Below are 20,283 nucleotides of genomic sequence, written 5' to 3'. Positions count from 1 at the left end.
GCTCGACGAGCTGATGTCGTTCGGGACGGCGCCGCCCCGGGTACGGGTCAGCAACCGTTTGTCGCCGAGATAGTTGAGATCACGCCGGATGGTGGCGACGGAGGCCGACAGCTCGGACGCTGCTCGGTCGACGTCGCTTCAACCGCCCGCCCCGCCTCCGACCCACCCCGAGGCGAAGGCCTCGACCCCACCGCCTTCATCCGCGAACACGGCACCATCCATCCGCCGTACCCGGACGAGGAATTCGCCCGAGCCCTCGCCTTCCACCGAGACCTAACCCTCGCCCTCCGACGCCTCCGAGACTGGAGCGCCCTCCTCGGCCGCACCCGAGCCACCTACCGGCCGAATAGTGCACGCAAAACGGCAGGTCAAGAGCTCGGGCGTGACGCTCCGGACCGAATCGGAAGGGCAATCAGGGGGCTGCAGTTATCCGAGGCGCTGTAACGCTGTCTCGACGGCGGTTTCGACGCGGGCGGTCATGCCGGGTACGTCGACGGGTCGACGCCCGGCGACTTGGCCGCGGATCCACTTTGATCCGGTGTCGTCGTAGTGGAGCAGGGCGTACAGGTCCCACCATGGATTGAGAGTCACTCCGGCCATGGACTCGTAGAGTGACCGGAGCTGTTCGGCCCAGTCGGGCGAGTAGAGCGCGGCCAAGTACCGCCGGCAGTGCCCGATGTCGATCGCGCGCGATCCTCGATGAATGGAGTTCCAGTCGGTCAGCCCAGTGATCCGCCCGCGTGACCACAGTAGGTTGACGGGCAGGAGATCGCAGTGCAAGAAGACGGCAGTGTCCTTCGGCGGCGGCGCTGACATGGCGCCGAACGCCGCCTTCCACACAGCCGGCTTCCGCGCGTCGGCCGGTACCCGGAACCCGTCTCGCGGCGCGATCCAGGAATCCGTCCACGGTCTGAATGTCTTCGCGGGGAGATCGAGGGAATGCAGCGATACGGCAATCTCCGCGATCCGCGTCAGCCACGATCGAGGCTCCGCCGGGTTGAGGTCAACATGCCCGGGTAGCCGTGTCATCAGCAACGACGGCGAGCCTCCGGTCGCAGCGCCGGCGACATCAGCAGCAAGGATGCCCGGAACCGGCAGCCCGCTTCCCGCGACTACGCCAAGGTTGGCGATCTCCTTCTCCAGCGGCTCCTGCAGACCAAGCCCATTCGGGTACTGCCGCAGTACGACGAACGTTCGTACGCCGCGTCGTTCGACGGTCAGCCGATGTACGGCGGAGCAGACGCCACCGGTCATTCGGCGATGTCCAACGACGCGACTGCCCCCGCCCATCGCCGCCGCAACCCACGCGAGAGTCTCGACGGAGGGCCGACGCTGCCTGAACCCGCCATCCCTCCAGTCGCCGTCGGTCATGTATCCCAGCCTATTCGCCATCGGCTTGCGGCGATAAGGATTTTCGAACTAGTCGAAGTAGAGCATTGTGTTCAGAGCGAGAAACTGTCCGAACCCGATGACATGCTCCACCACATGTCGATCCCGAGAGCCGCCGCGGTCGTAGTCGACGCGGGCAAAGTACTCATCATCAAGCGCTACCTCCGGCAGAATCACGCCGACGCCTGTGTGATGTGTAAGGCCGGCGACGCCACAGGCCCAGACTGCGAGGGTCACCACTACGCCGTTATCCCCGGCGGGCACATCGAACCCGGCGAGACACCCGAGGAAGCTGCTCTCCGCGAGCTCGAAGAGGAGACCACACTCACCGCCGAGATCGATCGACTGCTCTGGACCAGCACGCACAACGGGCGGCTCGCCTACTACTTCCTCATGGCCAATGTCGCCGGAACCGCTCACCTGTCCGGCGACGAAGCAGCAGCTCATAGCAAGAACAACAGCTACGAGCTGGTCTGGACAGCCCTTCCCGACCTCGATGCCTTAGGCATCTACCCGAGCGACGTCCAGGAGAATTTGTCCCAACTCATCGCTGGCGAATAGCTCGGGCAACCAGCTACACCTGAGGACCCGGCCACATTCGGGCGTTGTGCTCGGCGATCTCTTGAGATGTGCGCTGCGAGGCCGTGCCCGGCGAGGGGTACGACGTCCGGTGGTTGACGGGGCTTGCAGGTCCGCCGCCGGGCTCCTTTCGTACGTGACTTGCCGCGGGGCAGCGGTGGCCTCAGGATGGCCTAATGGCTGCGCATCCGCTGCAAGAGTCGCTCGACAATTTGCCGGAGTACCTCACTGATGCGAGCAGGCTGCTCGGGATCGTGGAGGAGCGCAACGCCGAGTTGGCCGCTCGTCGTCGGGGAGCGGGAAATCGCACCGGCGCGGGTCAGCCTCCGGCCGCGCACAAGTCGCTGAATCGTGCGGTGGTGGTGGCTTCGGTGGGTGCGCTGGAGGCGTTTTGTGAAGACCTGGCGATCCGCGCTCGCGGGCATGCGCCGGGGGCGTTGGTCGGGCGGCCGTGGTACGCGATCGAGGGCAGTAGAGGGATTGTTCAGACGCCGAGCTCGAACAACATTGCCAAACTCTTCTGGACCTATTTCCACTATGATCCGCGACCGGACTGGGAACTGCAGGTCACCTGTGGCTGGCAGGAACTGTCCGGAACGGGTACGAACTGGCGTGGGACGACGACCGTCTATCGCGGAACGGCAGCCGCTGAGGCTCTCGATGCGGTCGTCAAGGTCCGGCACGGGTTTGCCCATCAGGACAGGGCGAACGCGCCGGCCAAGACGCCTGGGCTGGTCGATCTGACCCCAACGGGGAAGCTTTCGCTGCAGTCGCATCATGCGGCGAACTCGATCCGGCTTGTCGTACAGACCGCGATCCAGACGGTACACGGCCTGTCGAGGCACGTCCCGGCCTTGAACGGCAGGCTGCGTTGGAAGAAAAGCATGACAGAGGCCGGCTGGGACCAGCTCCTCTCAGCCACACCCGTCATCAACGACATCCGCACCAACTGGACCAAACATCCGTTCTGATTGCATCGGCTTTTGCGGCGATCGCAGTCGGCTCCGGGCACGGGTGAGGGCGACCAAGGTGGGGAGTTGGCACTTCGAACGAAAGGAAGTCTTCGAGGCATCCGGCGGTCAGGTCGTCGATCGTGCTGAACGTGCCGTTTCGGGTAATAAGGCCCAGCAGCCGTTGGGCTCAAGAGCATCGGGGTCACCGCGGGATTCGGGCAGCGCAACGCGGTGCCCGAAGCCTGGGGGATCGCGTTCCGCGGCCGTGCCGCCTGTCGAGGATCGGCTTCGTCCTCGCCTACACTCCGTCCAAGCCGCAGGCCAAGTGGGTCTACCGCATGTGGCGTAGCTGATCATCCGAAGGAGTTGTCATGAATGTTTCTTCTGTCGACCAGCCGTACCGGCTCGGTGATGCGCCCGGGGCGGTTCCGGTCCTGGGCAACGCCCTGAACATTTTCCGCGACCCACTGAACTATCTGCCGTCGCTGCGCCACGAGGGTGATCTGGTCAAGGTGAAGCTCGGTCGTGAGACCGCTTACATGGCCTGCACCCACGAGGTCATCCAGGAGTTGCTGCACAACCCCCGGACCTTCGACAAGGGCGGCGAGTTCATCGACAAGATGCGCATCATCCTTGGCGACGGAGTCGGCACCTGCAGCGCCACGACACACAAGCGGCAGCGCTCGTTCCTGCAGCCCGCGTTCCGCAAGGACCGCCTCGCGCAGTACACCCAGGTGATGCAGAACCACGTGGGCGAGCTGATCGACTCCTGGCGACCAGGTCAGCAGGTGACGATCCTGGACGAGATGAGCCGGCTCACCACCCGGGTGACCGCGCAGGCCATGTTCTCCGACAGCAAAGTCGGTGCTGCGGCGATCGCCGAGGTGCAGCGGTCGTTCCCGAAGGTCTGGCACGGCGTCTACCGGCGCATGTTCCTGCCGGTACCGTTCCTGCACGAGCTGCCGATCAAGGCGAACCGTGAGTACCGCGAAGCCCTTCAGCGGCTCGACGACGTGATCGCGACGATGGTCGCCGCATACCGCGCCGACGGCCTGGAGCACGACGACATCTTGTCTATCGTGCTGGCCGGCCGGGACGAGGACGGCGTCGGTCTGACTGACGAGCAGGTCCGCGACGAGCTGATGACGATCCTGGCGGCCGGGGTCGAGACCCCGGCGTCGGGGCTGGCGTCGGCGTTCTGGCTGCTGAGCCAGACTCCGGAGGCCGAGGCGAAACTGCATGCCGAGGTGGACGCCGTACTGGGCGGGCGGACCGCAAGTTACGAAGATTTCGCGAACCTGCCGTACACGAACATGGTTGTGAACGAGGCGCTGCGGATGTACCCGCCGGTGTGGTTCATCACGCGGCGCGCCGTCGAGGACTCGACCCTCGCCGGCTATCCCGTACCGGCTGGGTCGAGCATTCTGTTCAGCCCCTACGCGCTGCACCGCGATCCGTCCTTGTTCCCCGACCCGGACGCGTTCGTCCCCGAACGGTGGACGATGGACTCGGTGCGGGCGATGCCGCGCGGCGCCTGCATCACCTTCAGCGGCGGTAGCCGCAAGTGCCTCGGGGACGTGCTGGCGAACCAGGAAATGACCATCGCGATCGCGTCCATCGCCGCCCGCTGGCGGCTGCGAGCGGTCCCGGGCCACACCTTCAAGCCCTTGGTCAAGGCAGAGCTGTCCGTGGGCACGCTGCCGATGACCGTCGAAAGCCGCTGATCGCGATGGAAACCTGCGTGACGTCACCTGCTGTCCTGCGTCTCGATCCGCCATCGGATCATCCGCTGTTCCGGATCCAGCCGGCGCTGTCCCCGTACGCCGAGCGGATCGAGGCGGCGATCTTGAGCTGGGCCGACCGGTACGACGTACTTGACGACCCGCGAGCGCGTCGCCGGCTGGCGAAGACGCGGCTGGGTGAACTGATCGCGCGGGCCTACCCGACGATCGAGGCGGACCGGATCGTGCCGGTCGCGGGCTGGTTCACCTGGGCGTTCGTGATCGATGACTGCTTCGCTGGGCCGGTCGGCGACTACGACGCGGTCTGCGCGCGGATTCTCGCCGTACTGGGTAAAGATGGGCAAAGTGGCCCGGCCGTCACTCGGCTGGATGCTCTGCTGGGTGAGGTGTGGGAGTGCCTGGCGGTGGGTCGCAGCAGGGCGTGGCGGGATCGCTTCATCCTGCACATGTCCCAGTTCCTGGCCGCCTTCAAGTATGAGGCTCTCAACCGGGAACACGGGCACACGCCGCACCAGCTTCAGTACACGCAACTGCGCCGGGCATCCGGTGGAATCACGCCGTCGCTTGATCTCGCAGAGGTCGTTGCGGGGCAAGAGGTGCTACCCCTGCTGCTCGAATCAGAGCCGTTGGTTGCCATGTACAACCGGGCTTCCGATGTCGTTGTCTGGGTCAACGACATTGTCTCGTTGCCCAAGGAGTTGGCCGCCGGCGAGACGACCAACGGCGTACTGGTCCTGGCTCGGACGCATGGAGTCGGCCATCAGGACGCGGTTGCCATCGCCTGGGAGCTGGTCGCGGAGCAGGTGGCGCAGTTCGACGCGGCGCAGCGTGAGTTCGAGGAGCTGATCGATGCGTGGTTCGGGTTGACGTCGGCCGAGGTCGCGACGGCCTCGGCGTTCGTGGCCGGAATGCGTTCGTGGATGCGTGGCAATCTCGACTGGTCGCATCACACCGACCGGTACCTGATCGCCGACGGCATGAGACTGAGCACCGACGCAGGACTGGTGCGCCCGTGACCGCGTACGCCGGGACCGAGGCGGTGACGCGGACCCGGCAGCTGGTCACACCCGCCCTGCGCAAGGCAGTCGCGACGCTCCCGACGTCGACTCGACGGATCGGCGAGTACCACCTCGGCTGGACCGACAAGGACGGCGCACCCAGTTCGGCCTGCTCCGGTAAGTTGATCCGATCGACGCTCACGCTGCTGGCGGCCGAGGCTGTCGGCGGGACGGCTGGGCCGGCCATCCCGATGGCGGTTGCCGTAGAACTGGTCCATAACTTCACCTTGCTGCACGACGATGTGATGGACGGTGACCGCACCCGCCGACACCGGGAAACAGCATGGTCGGTTTTCGGGACAGGTCCGGCGATCATGGCAGGCGACGCCTTGCTCAGCCTCGCCTTCCAGGCAGTCGCCGAGTCCGGTGCGGCAGCCCGTGCGATCGGGGACACGGTTCAGCAACTGATCGAGGGGCAACTGGCCGACTGCGAGTTCGAGACCTGCAAGACGATCCGCTATGCCGATTGTGTGGCGATGGCCCAGCGGAAGACCGGGGCTCTGCTGAGCTGCGCAGCTGAACTCGGTGGCCTGTCTGCCGGAGCATCTCCGGAGCAGACTGCCAGGCTGCGGCGGTTCGGTGCGGAGGTAGGCCTCGCCTATCAGTACGTCGACGATCTGCTGGGAATCTGGGGGGATCCGGCAGTCACCGGGAAACCGGTCTTCAACGACCTGCGCAGACGCAAGAAGTCGCTACCCGTGGCCGCGGCACTCGAGTCCCGGACAGCCGAAGGTGAAGAGTTCGGCGCGCTGTATGCCGCTCGAGGTGAGCTGACAACGGAGCAGTTGGCGCGCGCCGCCTATTTGGTCGAGAAGACCGGAGCAAGAGACCATTGCCAGGCCCGTGCCAACGAACTGATGGCCTCCGCACCCGGTCATCTTCGGTCGATCGCTTCGCCGGACCCGCCAGTCTCCAGGTCGGTGGCGCGGGCGATCGCCGAGCTGGGCAACCTGGCCCGGCTGGCGGCCAGGCGGGAGAGCTAGCCACACCGCCGGAGCTCGGGGGCGGGATCCGAGAGACACCCACTCCCGTAGCTCGGCGTACCGATGGGCGACGTCCACCAATCGCGAGATCCGCCGCCTTTGTGGCCTAAGGCAATCATCGCCCGGTTTCAGTCGTCGCTTATGGCGGACGTGCGGGACCCGGCTATTGCACAAAGCCTGAGGCCCCCGCGGCCGCGGTTCACCTTCGCGATGAACGTCCCTCGTGCTCACGCTCGTCGTAGAAGAGCTTCCGTAATAGGGTAGATGTCGTAGATGTCGTAGATGTGGCCACGAGCGTCTTGATGAATTCGTGATCTAGCGAGGGATTCGCCGATGCGTACGCTGGTGCCGAGCATGAAGGCGGTCAGGTCGGGGAGGTCGGCCTGGACAGCTCGTTCGTCGGCAGACAGGCTCCTCCTTAGGAGGGTGACTTCTTCGCCGGTCAGGGCTCGGGGTTGGGACCTGAGCTTGCCTTCGATGGTGTCGACTTCGCGGGCGGGGTTGACGGAGAGGGCGCCGTAGCGGCCGGCGGGTTTCATGGCGCCGGACAGGACGGCCGCGGCAGGTCCTCGCCGTCGGTGCTCCTGCGTTCTTCTTGATCTTGGCGAGGACGGTGTCGATGCGTGGGGTGGTGGCTTCGCCGATACGGAGTTCGCCGAGGGCGGGGCGAATGTGGTTCTTGAGGACGCGGCGGGAGGTGTCCAGGGAGGTGGGTGACCTGGTGTTGTCGGTGACCATCTCCTCGAATAGCTCCTCCCAGAGGTCGAGAAGGTGGTTGACCTTGTGCATCGCGGTCAGCTCGCCGGATTTTTTGGTCCTGGCGCGATCCTGGAGCTTCTGGAGGAGTCTGCGCTCGGCTGCCGACTTTGGTGTTGCCGAACGCGGTTATGTCTCGGACGTGCCCGTCGTGGTCGCGGAAGTTGGCCTTGGTGAGGTGTTTGACAGGCTTGCCCTTGGCGTCGGCTTTGACGACGCGAGTGGAGATGCTTCCCCAGGTTCCGATCGGCAGTGGCGCTCTGGACATGTCAGGCCTCCAACCGGTGTGGTGGTTGGTAGCTCAACGCCGGCGGCGCGCCTGTTTCGTGATGTCGGCAAGAATGAGAAGCGATGTGATGTGACGCACAGTCACGATCGCGCGAAGGTCGGCGGACTCTCTCAGTTAGCGGTTGACGCTAGGTGGTGGCTCAGTCTGCGGCCGAGATCTGGCAAAGAGGAACGTAAAGGGGACGTCGCAGACATGAAGAAGCCCAGGGCACCGTGGTGGCCTGGGCTTTTGTGCGCCGCCAGGGACTCGAACCCCGAACCCGCTGAATTCCACCTGAGGCTGACCATCGCTTGTCGATGATGCGCGAAAACTCCTACTGGTAAGGGATTCGCGGGTGGCGAGGTTCGCATCGGTTCTCATCGCCCGCCATCCTCTCGCGCTGATTGAGGTGCGTAAAGAGGTGCGTTGAATCCCGCGGCATGCGACTGGTAACGACTGCCGGTGAAGGCGTCGAGGCGGCGATTCCCACATCTCACCCATCCTGGTTCTAGGCAGTAGGTTCGCGCGTATGTCGGTCCAGCCACGCGACCGTCGGCAGCGGCTGTTCTCACACCCAGAACTCGCGGCCTTCCGGTCGACGCGGCTGACCGCGGATGTGTGGTGGTGGAGGGCGGCGAGTCTGCAAGCCGATGACATGTCTGGGCTTCTTGCGCGTTCGGCATCGCTTCTCGACCCGTTGTGCTCTCGAATCCTGCTGACGTGCTGCAGTTCTTGATGAGCCAGTCAACCCACGCTTGCGTGTAGCCGTACGACTTGGACAGCTCAACGTAGAGGCAGTACTTTTCGTCCGTTCGTTCCGGGTGTGGATCGTTGGCAGCGGCGGCTGGACGGATGCTCTTGCGTCGTCCGGCGTCGAGGAAGTGGCGGGTGTTGAATCGATAGGGGATCGCTGCGGCTACCCGACGCGCAGCTTCGCCGGCACCCAGTAGTCCGTGGCCGACGACGGCTCGCTTCTGCTCGCGGATCACGGTCTGCCCGCGTTTGCCCATCTTCTCCACGAGTTCTTTCTCGGCGTCGGTCATGTCGTCCCAGCGCGTGAACTGCATCGACAGGGGCTTCAGGATCACGCACGACGCGCTCGAGCACCACGCGAAGACGCAACTCGAACCGGGGGTCTGAGCCGGTGTCATCCGGAAGTCCGGAGTGGAACTCGGCGATGAAGCGCTTGAGGTCTGTGGGCAGCTTGTCCCGCAGGCGGCGCAATGTCTTCTCGCCGTCGTCGGTGAAGGTACCGATGAACGCGGGGAAGCGCAGGATGTGAGCGAGGCTGTACTTGTCGCCGCACGTCGCGACGATCTCCTCTTCGAAGTTCAGCAGTAGTGCCTGGGCATGGCCACTGACTGCCAGCGCCAGCTCGGCGTCGCTCTTCTTGTGCCGATGCTCGATCCGGTTCCGAAGTCGGATGAAGAAATCCAGGTTGTTCCGAACTGGGTCGGCTTCGTCCTGCCACCGCTCCTCGGCGCACCGCGACAATTCCCAGCATTTGTACCCGCCGTCGACTTTCACGAAGCGTCGTGGGTTGTCGCGGTCTCGATAGCGGAAGTCTACGCCGTCGCGCATGAAACGAGCGTGGAGTAGGTACAGCCAAGCGAGATGCATGTGGACGACGAACCCCTCGAAGCCGCGTGTCTCAGCGGCGTCGTTGTAGCGCCGAACAGCCAGAGCGGCCTCATCCTGTGCAACCTTCAACGTCGCTGTCCACCTGGGCGGCGGTGCCATCGCAGGTGTTTCCTCGCTTTGCGGATCGTGGGTGACATGCGGTCAATCGTCGATCGTCGGCAGATGCCGGTCAGGTCTCGCGAGCTGAATGCAAGCCGACGGCATCCTCAGCGCCAGCGTTCTCGCCCAGCTCGGTATCTCGGCGTGGCTGGGAGTGGTCCGTCGACGGCTGCTCGCTGAGTGCACGAGCGGCCTACTTCGCCGTAGCACAAACGCGCTGCCGATGTCTCCAGGCGAGTCCACCTCCGTGCGAAGACTGATGCCGCCGGCGTCCCTGTCTCTCTGCGTCGGCGCCGGGCGTGCTTTCAGCACCGGCGGGCGGATGAACCTACCCCTTGTCGTGAACTCTCCCACTGCTCCCACCGCAACACGGCGTGGTCACCTCCTCGCCTGTGAATCGGAGATAACCACTCAGCGTTACATGGCGCGGTTCACGAGCTCGCAACGACGGCCTTCCTCAGCTCAGCTCTCACGGAACACAATGTCGGGCCGCACGACCGGTGTTCGATGGATCGCTATGCAGAGTTGTGTCCGCCAAGATGGGGCAATGGCGATTCGTGATGCTCCGTTGAATCCAGTTCAGCTCGAGGTGCTGGCGTGGGTGCGCGATGGTTGTGCGGACGGTGTCTACGAGGACTTCTCGCATCGAGTGACTGCTCGAGCGTTGCACAATCGTGGCCTGCTCGAGGTCGGCGGCCACGGCGTGAATTGGATTGCGTCGTTGACGGAGGACGGTGCCCACTACCTCGAACATGGCGCCTACCCAGCTGGGAAATCACACCCACGACGGACCAAACTCTCCGCGCGCCCAACGGCGAAGCGCCCGCCGCGGGCAAGCGGGAGAAGCGCGCCAAAGTGCGCAAGCCGGGCCCGGTGGATCAGCTGATGGCGTCGCTCAAGGAGTCGCTTGGCCATCGGATACTGGTGCCGTACAGCGAGCTCCAGCGGTATCGTCAACTCGCGGCTAGCGCGAAGCGGTTCGGTCGGATCCCTGAGGGGATGTGTCTCTCCTTTGGTCATCGGCGGGACCACGGGGAGTTCATGACGGAGATCGCCCTGGAGCCCTTGCCTGCTTGGCAGACCGCTGTGCTTGCCCCCTTGCCGGTTGCACGGGTACTGCATGATCCGACTGACGTTGCGTCGCGCCTGATGAGCAGCCAGGAATTCGCAGTGATCGGGGAACCACGGGAGCGCGCTTTGCGCCTAGTCGACGCGCTGGTTGTCGGTGGCCGCGAGCATGGCATGACAGTCAGCGTGTCGAGGCGCGGGCCATCGAGGCGTGACCGGTACGCGCGTGGCGCCGTGCAGACGGACACGGTCCAGTTCAGGCTCGAAAGCGTCGATTTCGTGCTGCGGTTCAAGCAGGCCATCTTGCAAGAGCCGCATCAGCCGACCGAGCGGGAACTTGCACGCGCCCGCCGCGGTCATGTGTTTCCCGATCTCGACGATGTTCCCGATCACCACCTGGAGATCGAGCTGGAGGGAGAAGGTGGTGAGTTCTGGGCTAGCAGGTGGAAAGATACCGATGACCATGTGTTGGAGGACGATCTCGCGCAGATTATTGAGGAGATCCGGCTGCGCCATGGCCGTCTTCTGCAGCGCGAGGAGGAGGAACGCAAGCGGCAGGAGGAGCGGCGCCGCAACTGGGAGATCGTCCGGGACAAGGCCGTAGAGCAGTATCGTCTGCACTTCGTACACGAGGCGATACGCACCCAGAGGATGCGGTGGTCAGAAGCCGAGGGATTACGCCGGTACGCCGAGGCCGTTCGCGACAAGGCGAGCCGAACGGAGGGGGAGGAGCGTGCTCGGGTACTCGACTGGGCCGAACAAATCGAGCGTACGGCCGACAGGATCGATCCCCTGGCCGCCGACGCATTGCTTCCGCAGGTACCGGAGCCACGTGCCCAGGACCTTCAGCCGTTCATGGGGTCAAGGAACAGCTACGGCCCCTGAGCGTCAGTGGCCCCAGCGACGCGGCGCTCTTTCATACCGCACGGGGATCTCGGACGGTTTGAGCGGCCTGTCGACAACGGGCCGGTAGTTCGCCGGCGTGATCCGTTCTTCCTCATACGTCCTGGCGATGATCTCCGCAGCCATGCGGTGACCGTGCTGCTTCAACTCGTCGACAAGGCGGACGACGAGCTGGTCCAGGCGTTGTACCTCAGCCTCGGCCGCGGCGAGGCGCTCCTGCATCGTCGCGGCACGCTGACCGCACCAGGACCGAAGGAGCTCGTGCAACGGCCGGCCATGCTCAAGATAGAGCTGGTACTCCCACTCAGGCGAGGTCATGTACGGCCTCTTGTCGTGACTGACAGTCGGTCGACCGGGCTTGGCTCTCTGCCGGTACTCCTTCTCGCTCTCGACCACCCAGTCCAGAACCGGCATCGGTGTCGTCCGGCAGGCGTACTCGACGATCATCAACGTGCCTTCCGGCGAGACGAGCCGATCTCCGTCGAGCTCGAACCACTCGGTCTGCGCGAGGAGGTCGGCCACCGGAAGACCGATGATCTGCTCGAGGCCGACTGGATCGTGGATGCTGGTCGCCCACTGCACCGGCTGCCATTCCCACTCGGCGACCTCCACCGGAATGAGGAGCTGGAAGACGGTCTCGGCCGCAGGTGCCCGCCGACGAGTCTTCTCCGCGGTTGATGTTGAGGTGCTTTCTCCACAACCCGGAGCGCGCGACTATGTCTATCTCACCAATCCGCCTGCCGCCGAGGAAGCGGCGGCGCGGCTTGGACTGCAAATTGCTGATGAGCGAACCATGGCAGACATCGCGCAGCGTTGGAAAGAGACATCCACCGTCTCTCCTGAGGATGCGATGCGCGACTACACCCAAGCACTGATGCCGGAGCTAGCCTTCGAGGATTTGGCACGTGCGCGAACTGCGATTCGCGATCACGCAAAATCCTGTGGCGTGGTCATAGGCGAATGACTGACTTGCTTCTATCAAGCCAAGCATGGAGGACTCTTGCACCTGACCCCCGCCGAGCAGGATCGACTGCAACTCTACTTGGCCACGCTCCTTGCCCGCGAGCGTTGGGCGAGAGGGTTGCCTCTGAACATCCCGGAGGCGACTGCACTGATCGCGCATGCGGCTTGCGAAGCCGCCCGTGATGGTGCTCGTCTGCACGAAGCAGTAGCAGCTGCGCGTAACGTTCTCACGTCAGCCGACGTGCTACCCGGAGTCGCGAGCGTTCTAACCGAGATTCAAGTCGAAGCAACGTTCGATGACGGCACCAAACTGATCGTCATCACGCGTCCTATCGAAGACGTCTCTGCTTCGGAGCCAGGCCCAGGGGCAGTTCTCTCTCCTCTGCGTGCGGCGCCTACCTATGTTGACCCGACTGAGATCCAGGTGACGAATACAAGCAACGTTGCGATTGCCGTGAGCAGCCACTTCCACTTCTTCGAAGTCAATCGAGCTTTGGCGTTCGATCGCCGGACCGCATATGGTCGCCGTCTGGCCATACCGGTGGGCGCCGTCGAGCGATTCGAACCAGGCAGTACCCGGCGTGTGCTCCTGACTCCGGTCGGCGGCAATCGCATTGTCATCGGCTTCGCCGGCTTGGTCGACGGCCCACTGGATTCGCCTGCTGCGCAGCAGAAGGCAGTCGACCGCGCCGAAGAAGCTGGCTATCTGGGTGCGAACAGCCGGGATGCCGACCAGGGAGAATCGACATGAAATCAGCGGACTACGCCATGTTACATGGGCCTACCGTCGGCGACCGAATTCAACTTGCCGATACCGGCCTCGTTCTGCGCGTGGCGCAGGACTCTCAACTCCCCGGCAACGAATTTGTCACTGGGTATGCGAAGTCGGCGCGTGACGGAATGCACATGAAGGCCGAGGTGACAACCGAAACTTGCGACCTCGTAGTCTCCAACGCAGTCATCGTTGATCCAGTGCTCGGAATCCGCAAAGCGTCTATCGGAGTAAAGCAGGGACGAATTCACGCCATCGGTCGCGCCGGAAACCCCGACACGCTGGCCGGCGTCGAAGTCGTCGTGGGGACTAGCACGACGGTCATTCCCGGTGAGGGACTCATCGCGACCCCAGGCGTCGTCGACAGTCATGTTCATCTCGTCTCGCCCCGAATCCTGGACGCAGCCCTGGCTGCGGGCGTGACGACCGTGGTCTCCCAGAACTTCGGTCCAACATGGGGATGTGGTGTGACGGTCCCCAGGGAGTTGCGCCATGCCATGCGATCGCTGGACGCGTGGCCTGTCAACATCGCATACTTAGCACGTGGTTCAAGCTCCCATCCTTCGGGGTTGGTTCGCGCGTTGGTCGAAGGCGGTGCTTCCGGTCTTAAGGTACATGAAGACATGGGGGCAAATGCTCGCGTTCTCGATATGGCTTTGAACGTCGCCGAGGAATATGACGTTCAAGTCGCATTGCACAGCGACACCCTGAATGAAGCCCTGTACGTTCGCGAAACCCTGGCTGTCATAGCTGGCCGGACGCTCCATGCATTCCACGTAGAAGGGTGCGGGGGAGGACATGCGCCTAACGTCCTCGAGATGGCTGGCGTTCCGAACATCATCGGATCATCTACCAACCCTAGCTTGCCTTTCACGCGGGATACCTCCGAAGAGCACCTTCAGATGATCGCCACCGTTCACCGTGTCGCCTCGGCCGCCGATGAGTCGTTACGCCTGATCGCAGATAGGATTCGGCCAGGGACACTTGGCGCAGAGGATGTTTTGCATGATCTCGGCGTGATTCCAATCACATCCTCCGACTCCCAAGCCATGGGCCGCGTTGGTGAGACGGTCCGTCGAACCTTCGCAGTTGCTGCGAAGATGAAAGCTCTCGACACGGATTCTGACGAAATAGATGACAATCGGCGTATTCTGCGATACATCGCGAAACTCACTGTCAACCCCGCTCTCGCTCACGGGCTCGCTCACGAGGTGGGCGCATTAACCCCCGGTCGCCTGGCCGATATCGTCCTGTGGCACCCGGCGTATTTTGGAGCGAAACCCCATCTAGTCCTCAAGGCTGGTTATCCCGCTTTCGGAGTTTCGAGAGATCCCAACGCATCGACTGAGACGTGCCAGCCGCTCACCTTGGGTCGTCAGTTCGGGGCCTATGGAGAAACTGCGGCCGACCTCTCGGTGGCGTTCGTCAGCCAGGCCGCGATTGACAATGCCGACGACGAGCTCCCGTCACGTCGTCGGAGGGTCGCGGTTCGTGGTACTCGGACGATTGGACTGACCGACATGCTGCGCAACGATCGACTCGCGGAGGTCAAAGTCGACCCCGAAACTCACCGCGTAACTCTGGACGGCGTCCCAGTCACTTCTCCGGCAAGTGAGTCGGTTCCACTCAGCCGGCTCTATTACTTCTGATCGACTACCCCAATAGGAGATTGCAATGACTATTGGTGCGGATATCCTTGGCAAGCTCCGCGCGCGGGCCCAAGCGGACATCGTCCTTCAAGGTCACGCGGCACGGTCGCTCGCGGCATTGCGTCGTGAGGCCGCTCGGTTCTTTATGCAGAAAGAGGACGTAAAGCTATCTCACGGTAGTGAAGATTTCAACTTCGGGTTCCGTCCGTACGGCCGCCAGTACTCTGTCGACCCCAATCGACCCGACATGAATGAGAGCTTTACATACTGGGCGGACGCGCCAAAAGCTATTCCAAACGCAGACTCGGACAGCGTCAAGCCATTCATCAACGCGCTTAGCGGATATTGGGGCGTGATGGCGGAGATAGTCGAGGATCTATTCACAGCGCTCGCGGGGTATTACGCTGGCGAGCCACATGCTCTGGATCTCGAACGGTCGTCTTACCTCGAGATAAACTGGTATCACGAAAGCGACCGGGACCTCCTGCAGGATCGGCACGAGGATGGTCATTTGATCACATTGGCCAACACCGATGGTCCGGGCCTCGAGACCGAGTTGGATGGCGAAATGACCGCCGCCCGCTGCGACCCAGGCAGCATACTGTTGATGCCTGGGAGTCTGTTGACTGCAATGACGGGAGGCGACATTCCACCGTTGTATCACCAGGTACGTAATCATCGACTGCGCCGCCGCCTGACGGTGCTCTTTCTGGTCAATCCACCGCTCGACCGCGTGGTGACGCCGTACGCCAGCGGTGACCAGACGGAACTTGATATCTCGGAAATCGCGCGCACTAACGGTGCTATGTTCGGCCTTCCGCCGGCTCCCAGGGGAGTCTCGTGATGGAGAGAGCGATGGGCCATGCCAAAGCTACCAGAAGTCTGCTGGTGGCGATGATGCAGTTCTCCTGTCGATGCACCCCACCGGGGAATTGAGGACCGCTCTCGGGACCCCGGTATTTCTGCCCCAGATTGAGCTGTCCGTTGCGACCTGGCCCTCCGTGCGGGCTGTGGTGCGTCCGTCGTGATCATAGAGTGATGCGAGAAGCGGTGTTGCGTGACTTTCGAATGATGGCAAGGAATGGGGATTTGGTGTGTGGCTAGCTTTGGATGCTGATGGTGTTCTGCAAGAAGGAAGTCACCTCGGCCAATTGCTTCCGGAGGCTTCGGTATCGATACCGATCGCGGAGCTCGAGGAGCCTTTCTTGACGTCGCCCGGCTTTGCGGCGGAGGTTGAGAAATGGAGTGCTTCCAACGGCGTAGGAGAGTTTGCGAAGCTCATCGCGTCGCGGCATTGTGCCGTCAAGGTCGATGCTGGCATCATCGAGGAAGTGGGCCGTTGGCGAAGGAGGTTTGATGGAGTAATTCTCGCGACGAATCAAGTTGAGGAGCGCCTTGCGAGCATGATGGGCTCGTACTCGCGGGATTTCTTCGATGTAGTCGTAGCATCTTGTAACGTCGGATACGCTAAGCCTGATCCGAGCTATTTCGCCGCGTTGTGCCACGCCGTGCAATCTCCTCCGTCGTCCGTCGCCTTTATTGACGATCGGGCAAGAAATGTCCTGGCCGCAGCGGAGTCTGGCCTGGTAGCCCGTCGCTTCCCTAGAATGGCCGGTCGACTCGAGATGCGTCGGCTAATCGAGTCGATAATGGCGTGAGGTGTCGCAGGCCGTCGGCACGCGTCCGTCCTTGGCAACTCGATCTGCTGGTTCGACGGTGACGTGGTGGCGTCACAGGGCGTCTGAGGCTCCAGGCAAGTTCTCGCGAGCGAGGTTCGGCGGCTGCAGGGACCGACGATGACTGAGGGGCGCAGAGATCACTAAGGGTGCCGAAGTCCAGTCCGGATGGGAGGTGCATCAGTCAGTCAGTCGATGGTTCTTTCTGACGGTCTGTCGAAGACGCCGAGTGGCGGTCCGCATTCCAATCGCCCTCAGGTCGTTCACCGTCAAGACCTGGGAACTGTTCACGGACCATTGCTCGATGACGAGGTCCTCGGGTCGTACGTGAGGATGCCACGGATCATCGCTGGACCGGCGTGTTGCGCCACAGCGGAGAGCGCGTGTGCGAGTAACGTATTGGCTTGCTCGCTCTCACCGAGGGTCTCGCGGCCGTGTAAGCGAATATGGTGCAGGGGAAAGTAGCGAGTATGACTATAGTTTCACATTGGAGCATCGTTCCGATTTTCTTGAAGCCTGACGCGCTGGGCGGCGCGACAAGCGTCGTTGACGGCAAGCTTGCGGGTGATTTTTGCATGCATCTGGCAGGATTTGTGAACTCGGAAGTGCAGTTGAATTTCACACCGAACTTCGAGAATACGATCTACGGTGCGGAACTGGCTCGGCGGCATGTAGGTGCAGAGGCTGATGCGTTTTCCTGGTATAAATGGCCGATTACTGATGGTGCGTCGTGCCAGGCCCGTCTGGTGGAACTGGCACCCCGCATTGCCTCGCGGGGTGAAATTAAACTCGTCGAGATAGTTCAGTGCGTGTCGTTGGCCTTGGGTTTCGAAGAGACCATGTCGACTGAGCATGTGCTATCTGTCGAGGACTATATGGCGTTCTATCGATATACTAACAGGCCGGATCTCCATCCTCGGATGCAAGACTACTTGGTGGGCAAACGTGTTCGCCTGATAATGATGTGTGGCCAACAGGAGAATTCGGCACTGCAGGCAATGAAGACTTTTCTTCGTCGCGTGATGTTGCATCACACGGGGAAGTCGAACGGCGGAAACTGGATTCATGTGACGAACCCTGACGTGCCAAATTATCCAGAGCTTTTGAGATTGTATGCTGGTCTATAAAGGCTTCTAACCCTAAATTGGTGGAGGTGTTGGTTTGTCGAAGTCGGCGGAGGTTGAGATACCTTTGACAGGAGGTAGGCTCACCGAGGGTGTCGTGCGGGTCGGTGAAACGGTGCGGAGGCCGTCGTCGGACGCGTCGGAGTTTATTGCGGACTTGCTTGCATTGTTGGAGGTTCGGGGATTCGAGGGCGCGCCGCGCCATCTTGGCCTCGACGATCTCGGCAGGGACACCTTCACTTTCATCGAGGGTTCGGTCCGCGGATTTGAGCGTTGGGCCGATGCTCAGGTGGCGGCGGCGGGAAGGCTGCTTCGAGGCTTTCACGATGCCACCCGGGGGAGCGCATTGGCTGCAGATCGGTCGGTTGTCTGCCATCATGACCCTGGCCCGAATAACACCATATTTCAAGATGAAGAACCAATAGCGTTCATTGATTTTGATATGGCCGCTCCTGGCGAGCCGCTAGAGGATGTCGGTTACATGGCGTGGACCTGGTGCGTGTCGTCGAAGCAGAGTGCGCCTGAGGCTGAACGGCAGGCCAGCCAGGTCCGACTGCTGGTTGACGCTTACGGTCTGGACGCCGATCTGAGGAGCGATGTCGTGGATGCGATACTGGATCGGCAGGCGCGCAACGTCGAGTTTTGGCGCCGATTCCTGGATCTGCCGTGTCCGGGTGTCGCCAGTCGTGAGCAGGTGGAATCTAGGATCGAGTGGTCGCAGCTAGAAAGGCGGTATGTTTCGGCCAATCGCCCGGTCTTCGAGGCTGCGCTGTCCCATGGTCACTGATACAAGTCCTCGATCGGGCCGCAGAGGGTGTCAGTTGGACTCCGGTTTGCGGGCCGGGTGGCGTACGGCGGTAGTCTGCGCGGTTGGTCTGCGGCGCCGAAACGGGGCCTGCTGTTGTTGCCCCCGCGGCCCGATCGAGTGGCGGCGTGTGAAGGCGAAGTTCTTGCAGGCCTGACTTGGTTGACGCACGCTGGCCCGAACTCCGATTTGAGCACGCCTGGGTGAGCGCAAACCGCGGTCACGCACGCGACAAGTAGTCCCGCATCGACGGATCTTGCCGACCTGAGACGAACTCCTGAACGCGATGGTCGGCATCGAGCGGAGTTGCCACCGCTGCGGACGTAAAGCCACGAGTCGTTGCCGGCATCGCGCACGAAGCAATCTTGGCCATGCTTGCCACCAGGCCGGACTCGGCACGTGCCCGTCGACCAGGCCCTAGTGCGACAGCCGTAGTTTGTACCGTCACGCTGGGTTGGCATGTCGGCGCTGGTGGTGGCTGGTTCGAGTTCCGTGTTGGTGTCTGCGTCTCCAGATCGAGCAGTGCAGCCGGTGTCCCGCCGGTTCGGCGACGAACGTGCTGAAAAGGTGGTGGATCTCGTCGCGGGTTGACGCGATCCGGCCAGGCGGGATTGAGTTTTGGCTCGCTCAGTCGTGGAGAGAACGGCGAGGAAGGTGCAGGCGAGCGTCGCGAGGATGGTCAGCGCCAGCTGACATCCCAGCGGCGGATCTAGTGCTGGTCGAGCCCGCTGAGGGTCTTGCTGGCTTGGAACGAGCCTCGATCCTCCAGCGGGGGCCGGCGACGTGGACCGGTTCGCGCAGCGGAACTGGTGTCGGTGACCAGCAGCGGTAGTAGGCGAGCTCGCCGGTGCGTTGTTGCGGCGGATCAGGAACCACCATTCACCACACTGCCCTTGAGCATCAGCGCGTTCGATGCTGATCCAGGCCCGGTCGTAGAACCACGGCCCCTGCGATCCGTCACTGGCCGACAACCGGTGCCAGGCTTGGCGCGGCAGGCTGGCACCGACTTCGTCGGCCCGAATGTTGCCGACGCCGGCGCGGACCTGGTGGCTGCATGCGACCGCGAGTACATACCCGACGCCCCGATCCTCTAAGGACTTACTCAGCTTCGGGTCGGCGCCGTAGACCTCGTCACCGGCAACCCAGAGCGCGGCCACGCCAGCGTCCAGGCGCGAGCGATCATCTCGCTGGCCAGCGCTGGTTTGGTCGCGAACTTCACCTTCGCTGGGACGCCGGCCTGCTCGCGACGGCGGCGTCGTCAGCCCAGACCCGCGGCAGATACAGTTCCCGGTCGATCAACGCGTGCCGGTCAGCGCTGGCATAGGTCAGGGAGACCGCTACCTGGACGTTCTCGATCCGTCCAGCGGTCCCGGCGTATTGGCGCTGCACCCCCAGCGGTGTGGGCGCCCTTCTTGAGGTCGCCCGTCTCGTCCACCACCAACACGGCATCGGTCTGGCCGAACCGCTCGACGACATACCGGCGCAGATCGTCACGCACTACCATCGGTATCCATTTCGCCTTCCGCAGAAGGTGCTGCAGACCATCAGGCGAGTCGTGACCAACATGCTCAGCCACCGTCCAGCGGGTCTTCACCGCCAACCCCGACATCAACCCTGCGACCGCATCTCGCTCCAGCCGCCGCGACTCCAACCGGGCGAAGCGGGGCGCGATCCGCGCCATCAACCTTTCGAACTCCGTCCGCCAACAACCCGCGTTTATCCTTTGGCCCGCGGCCACCGCGCGATCTTGTTTAGTCCGCACAACCCGAGATCATCTAGCGGTGACCGCCTCGCGTCCGCGACCGCCACATCGTCAGATCACGAACTGCGGCTGTCGTACGAGGGCACGTTATTT

The 20,283-nt window shown here is 62.9% G+C and carries 17 protein-coding genes and 2 pseudogenes; 13 read left to right on the top strand and 6 right to left on the bottom strand.

Going from position 1 to position 20,283, the window contains the following annotated elements:
- Positions 1 to 27: 27 nt before the first annotated feature.
- Positions 28 to 120: pseudogene (locus tag HDA44_RS38895) on the bottom strand (DeoR family transcriptional regulator); the annotation flags it as partial.
- A 306-nt stretch (positions 121 to 426) separates the two neighbouring features.
- Positions 427 to 1,254, bottom strand: coding sequence for a phosphotransferase family protein (locus tag HDA44_RS16100; protein ID WP_184835213.1), 828 nt, complete (start codon positions 1,252 to 1,254; stop codon positions 427 to 429).
- A 231-nt stretch (positions 1,255 to 1,485) separates the two neighbouring features.
- On the opposite strand from HDA44_RS16100, the gene HDA44_RS16095 reads away from it, so the two are divergent.
- From HDA44_RS16095 to HDA44_RS16075, 5 genes are all read left to right on the top strand, one after another.
- On the top strand, positions 1,486 to 1,950 hold the full coding sequence (locus HDA44_RS16095; RefSeq protein WP_202887390.1) for an NUDIX domain-containing protein: 465 nt from the start codon (positions 1,486 to 1,488) through the stop codon (positions 1,948 to 1,950).
- 194 nt (positions 1,951 to 2,144) lie between these two features.
- Positions 2,145 to 2,939: a hypothetical protein gene (locus tag HDA44_RS16090; RefSeq protein ID WP_184835211.1), complete on the top strand. Its 795-nt coding sequence runs from the start codon at positions 2,145 to 2,147 to the stop codon at positions 2,937 to 2,939.
- 353 nt (positions 2,940 to 3,292) lie between these two features.
- Positions 3,293 to 4,645, top strand: coding sequence for a cytochrome P450 (locus tag HDA44_RS16085; protein ID WP_184835209.1), 1,353 nt, complete (start codon positions 3,293 to 3,295; stop codon positions 4,643 to 4,645).
- A 17-nt stretch (positions 4,646 to 4,662) separates the two neighbouring features.
- On the top strand, positions 4,663 to 5,679 hold the full coding sequence (locus HDA44_RS16080; protein ID WP_184835207.1) for a terpene synthase family protein: 1,017 nt from the start codon (positions 4,663 to 4,665) through the stop codon (positions 5,677 to 5,679).
- Entirely contained in the window at positions 5,676 to 6,704 is a 1,029-nt protein-coding gene (locus HDA44_RS16075) for a polyprenyl synthetase family protein (protein ID WP_184835205.1), read from the top strand. Before HDA44_RS16080 ends, HDA44_RS16075 begins: the two co-directional genes overlap by 4 nt.
- A 227-nt stretch (positions 6,705 to 6,931) precedes the next feature.
- Here HDA44_RS16075 and HDA44_RS37250 read toward each other — a convergent pair whose 3' ends face one another.
- Positions 6,932 to 7,243 (bottom strand): hypothetical protein, encoded by a 312-nt coding sequence (locus tag HDA44_RS37250; RefSeq protein WP_238352465.1) that lies wholly within the window; start codon positions 7,241 to 7,243, stop codon positions 6,932 to 6,934.
- A gap of 1,268 nt (positions 7,244 to 8,511) precedes the next feature.
- Complete coding sequence (locus HDA44_RS16065) at positions 8,512 to 9,438, bottom strand: DUF3644 domain-containing protein (RefSeq protein WP_202887388.1); 927 nt, start codon at positions 9,436 to 9,438, stop codon at positions 8,512 to 8,514.
- A 915-nt stretch (positions 9,439 to 10,353) separates the two neighbouring features.
- On the opposite strand from HDA44_RS16065, the gene HDA44_RS16060 reads away from it, so the two are divergent.
- Entirely contained in the window at positions 10,354 to 11,421 is a 1,068-nt protein-coding gene (locus tag HDA44_RS16060) for a hypothetical protein (RefSeq protein ID WP_238352464.1), read from the top strand.
- Positions 11,422 to 11,424: 3 nt separating this feature from the next.
- On the opposite strand, the gene HDA44_RS16055 is transcribed toward HDA44_RS16060, so the two are convergent.
- Positions 11,425 to 12,051, bottom strand: a complete 627-nt coding sequence (locus HDA44_RS16055) for a hypothetical protein (protein WP_184835199.1) — start codon at positions 12,049 to 12,051, stop codon at positions 11,425 to 11,427.
- A 4-nt stretch (positions 12,052 to 12,055) separates the two neighbouring features.
- On the opposite strand from HDA44_RS16055, the gene HDA44_RS16050 reads away from it, so the two are divergent.
- The 7 genes from HDA44_RS16050 (at position 12,056) to HDA44_RS16020 (ending at position 18,410) form a co-directional block, all read left to right on the top strand.
- Positions 12,056 to 12,403 (top strand): hypothetical protein, encoded by a 348-nt coding sequence (locus HDA44_RS16050; protein WP_184835196.1) that lies wholly within the window; start codon positions 12,056 to 12,058, stop codon positions 12,401 to 12,403.
- Between the two features lie 36 nt (positions 12,404 to 12,439).
- Complete coding sequence (ureA, locus tag HDA44_RS16045; protein WP_184835195.1) at positions 12,440 to 13,153, top strand: urease subunit gamma; 714 nt, start codon at positions 12,440 to 12,442, stop codon at positions 13,151 to 13,153.
- Positions 13,150 to 14,823 carry an urease subunit alpha gene (locus tag HDA44_RS16040; protein ID WP_184835193.1) on the top strand — a complete coding sequence of 558 codons (1,674 nt, stop codon included), beginning with the start codon at positions 13,150 to 13,152 and terminating at the stop codon, positions 14,821 to 14,823. The genes ureA and HDA44_RS16040 overlap by 4 nt, the downstream gene beginning before the upstream one ends.
- Positions 14,824 to 14,848: 25 nt before the next feature.
- Positions 14,849 to 15,667 (top strand): 2OG-Fe(II) oxygenase family protein, encoded by an 819-nt coding sequence (locus HDA44_RS16035; RefSeq protein ID WP_184835191.1) that lies wholly within the window; start codon positions 14,849 to 14,851, stop codon positions 15,665 to 15,667.
- Between the two features lie 250 nt (positions 15,668 to 15,917).
- On the top strand, positions 15,918 to 16,481 hold the full coding sequence (locus tag HDA44_RS37245; RefSeq protein WP_337906039.1) for an HAD family hydrolase: 564 nt from the start codon (positions 15,918 to 15,920) through the stop codon (positions 16,479 to 16,481).
- A 527-nt stretch (positions 16,482 to 17,008) separates the two neighbouring features.
- The gene (locus HDA44_RS16025; protein ID WP_184835189.1) at positions 17,009 to 17,626 is read left to right on the top strand and encodes a hypothetical protein; all 618 of its coding nucleotides are present in this window, start codon (positions 17,009 to 17,011) and stop codon (positions 17,624 to 17,626) included.
- Between the two features lie 94 nt (positions 17,627 to 17,720).
- Complete coding sequence (locus HDA44_RS16020; RefSeq protein WP_337906038.1) at positions 17,721 to 18,410, top strand: aminoglycoside phosphotransferase family protein; 690 nt, start codon at positions 17,721 to 17,723, stop codon at positions 18,408 to 18,410.
- A gap of 462 nt (positions 18,411 to 18,872) precedes the next feature.
- Here the strand turns inward: HDA44_RS16020 and HDA44_RS16015 are convergent.
- A pseudogene (locus HDA44_RS16015) lies at positions 18,873 to 20,109 on the bottom strand (IS701 family transposase).
- Between the last annotated feature and the right edge of the window lie 174 nt (positions 20,110 to 20,283).

The organism is Kribbella solani, from assembly GCF_014205295.1.
Classification (GTDB): Bacteria; Actinomycetota; Actinomycetes; order Propionibacteriales; family Kribbellaceae; genus Kribbella; species Kribbella solani.
Note: the sequence above shows the minus strand (reverse complement) of the source record. Positions and strands in the feature narration are given on the sequence as shown.

Bases quoted from the DNA above. Each gene is read 5' to 3' on its own strand.
- HDA44_RS16100 (WP_184835213.1), bottom strand. From the start codon at position 1,254: ATGACCGGTGGCGTCTGCTCCGCCGTACATCGGCTGACCGTCGAACGA.
- HDA44_RS16095 (WP_202887390.1), top strand. From the start codon at position 1,486: ATGTCGATCCCGAGAGCCGCCGCGGTCGTAGTCGACGCGGGCAAAGTA.
- HDA44_RS16090 (WP_184835211.1), top strand. From the start codon at position 2,145: ATGGCTGCGCATCCGCTGCAAGAGTCGCTCGACAATTTGCCGGAGTAC.
- HDA44_RS16085 (WP_184835209.1), top strand. From the start codon at position 3,293: ATGAATGTTTCTTCTGTCGACCAGCCGTACCGGCTCGGTGATGCGCCC.
- HDA44_RS37250 (WP_238352465.1), bottom strand. From the start codon at position 7,243: ATGAAACCCGCCGGCCGCTACGGCGCCCTCTCCGTCAACCCCGCCCGC.
- HDA44_RS16060 (WP_238352464.1), top strand. From the start codon at position 10,354: ATGGCGTCGCTCAAGGAGTCGCTTGGCCATCGGATACTGGTGCCGTAC.
- HDA44_RS16050 (WP_184835196.1), top strand. From the start codon at position 12,056: ATGAGGAGCTGGAAGACGGTCTCGGCCGCAGGTGCCCGCCGACGAGTC.
- HDA44_RS16040 (WP_184835193.1), top strand. From the start codon at position 13,150: ATGAAATCAGCGGACTACGCCATGTTACATGGGCCTACCGTCGGCGAC.
- HDA44_RS16035 (WP_184835191.1), top strand. From the start codon at position 14,849: ATGACTATTGGTGCGGATATCCTTGGCAAGCTCCGCGCGCGGGCCCAA.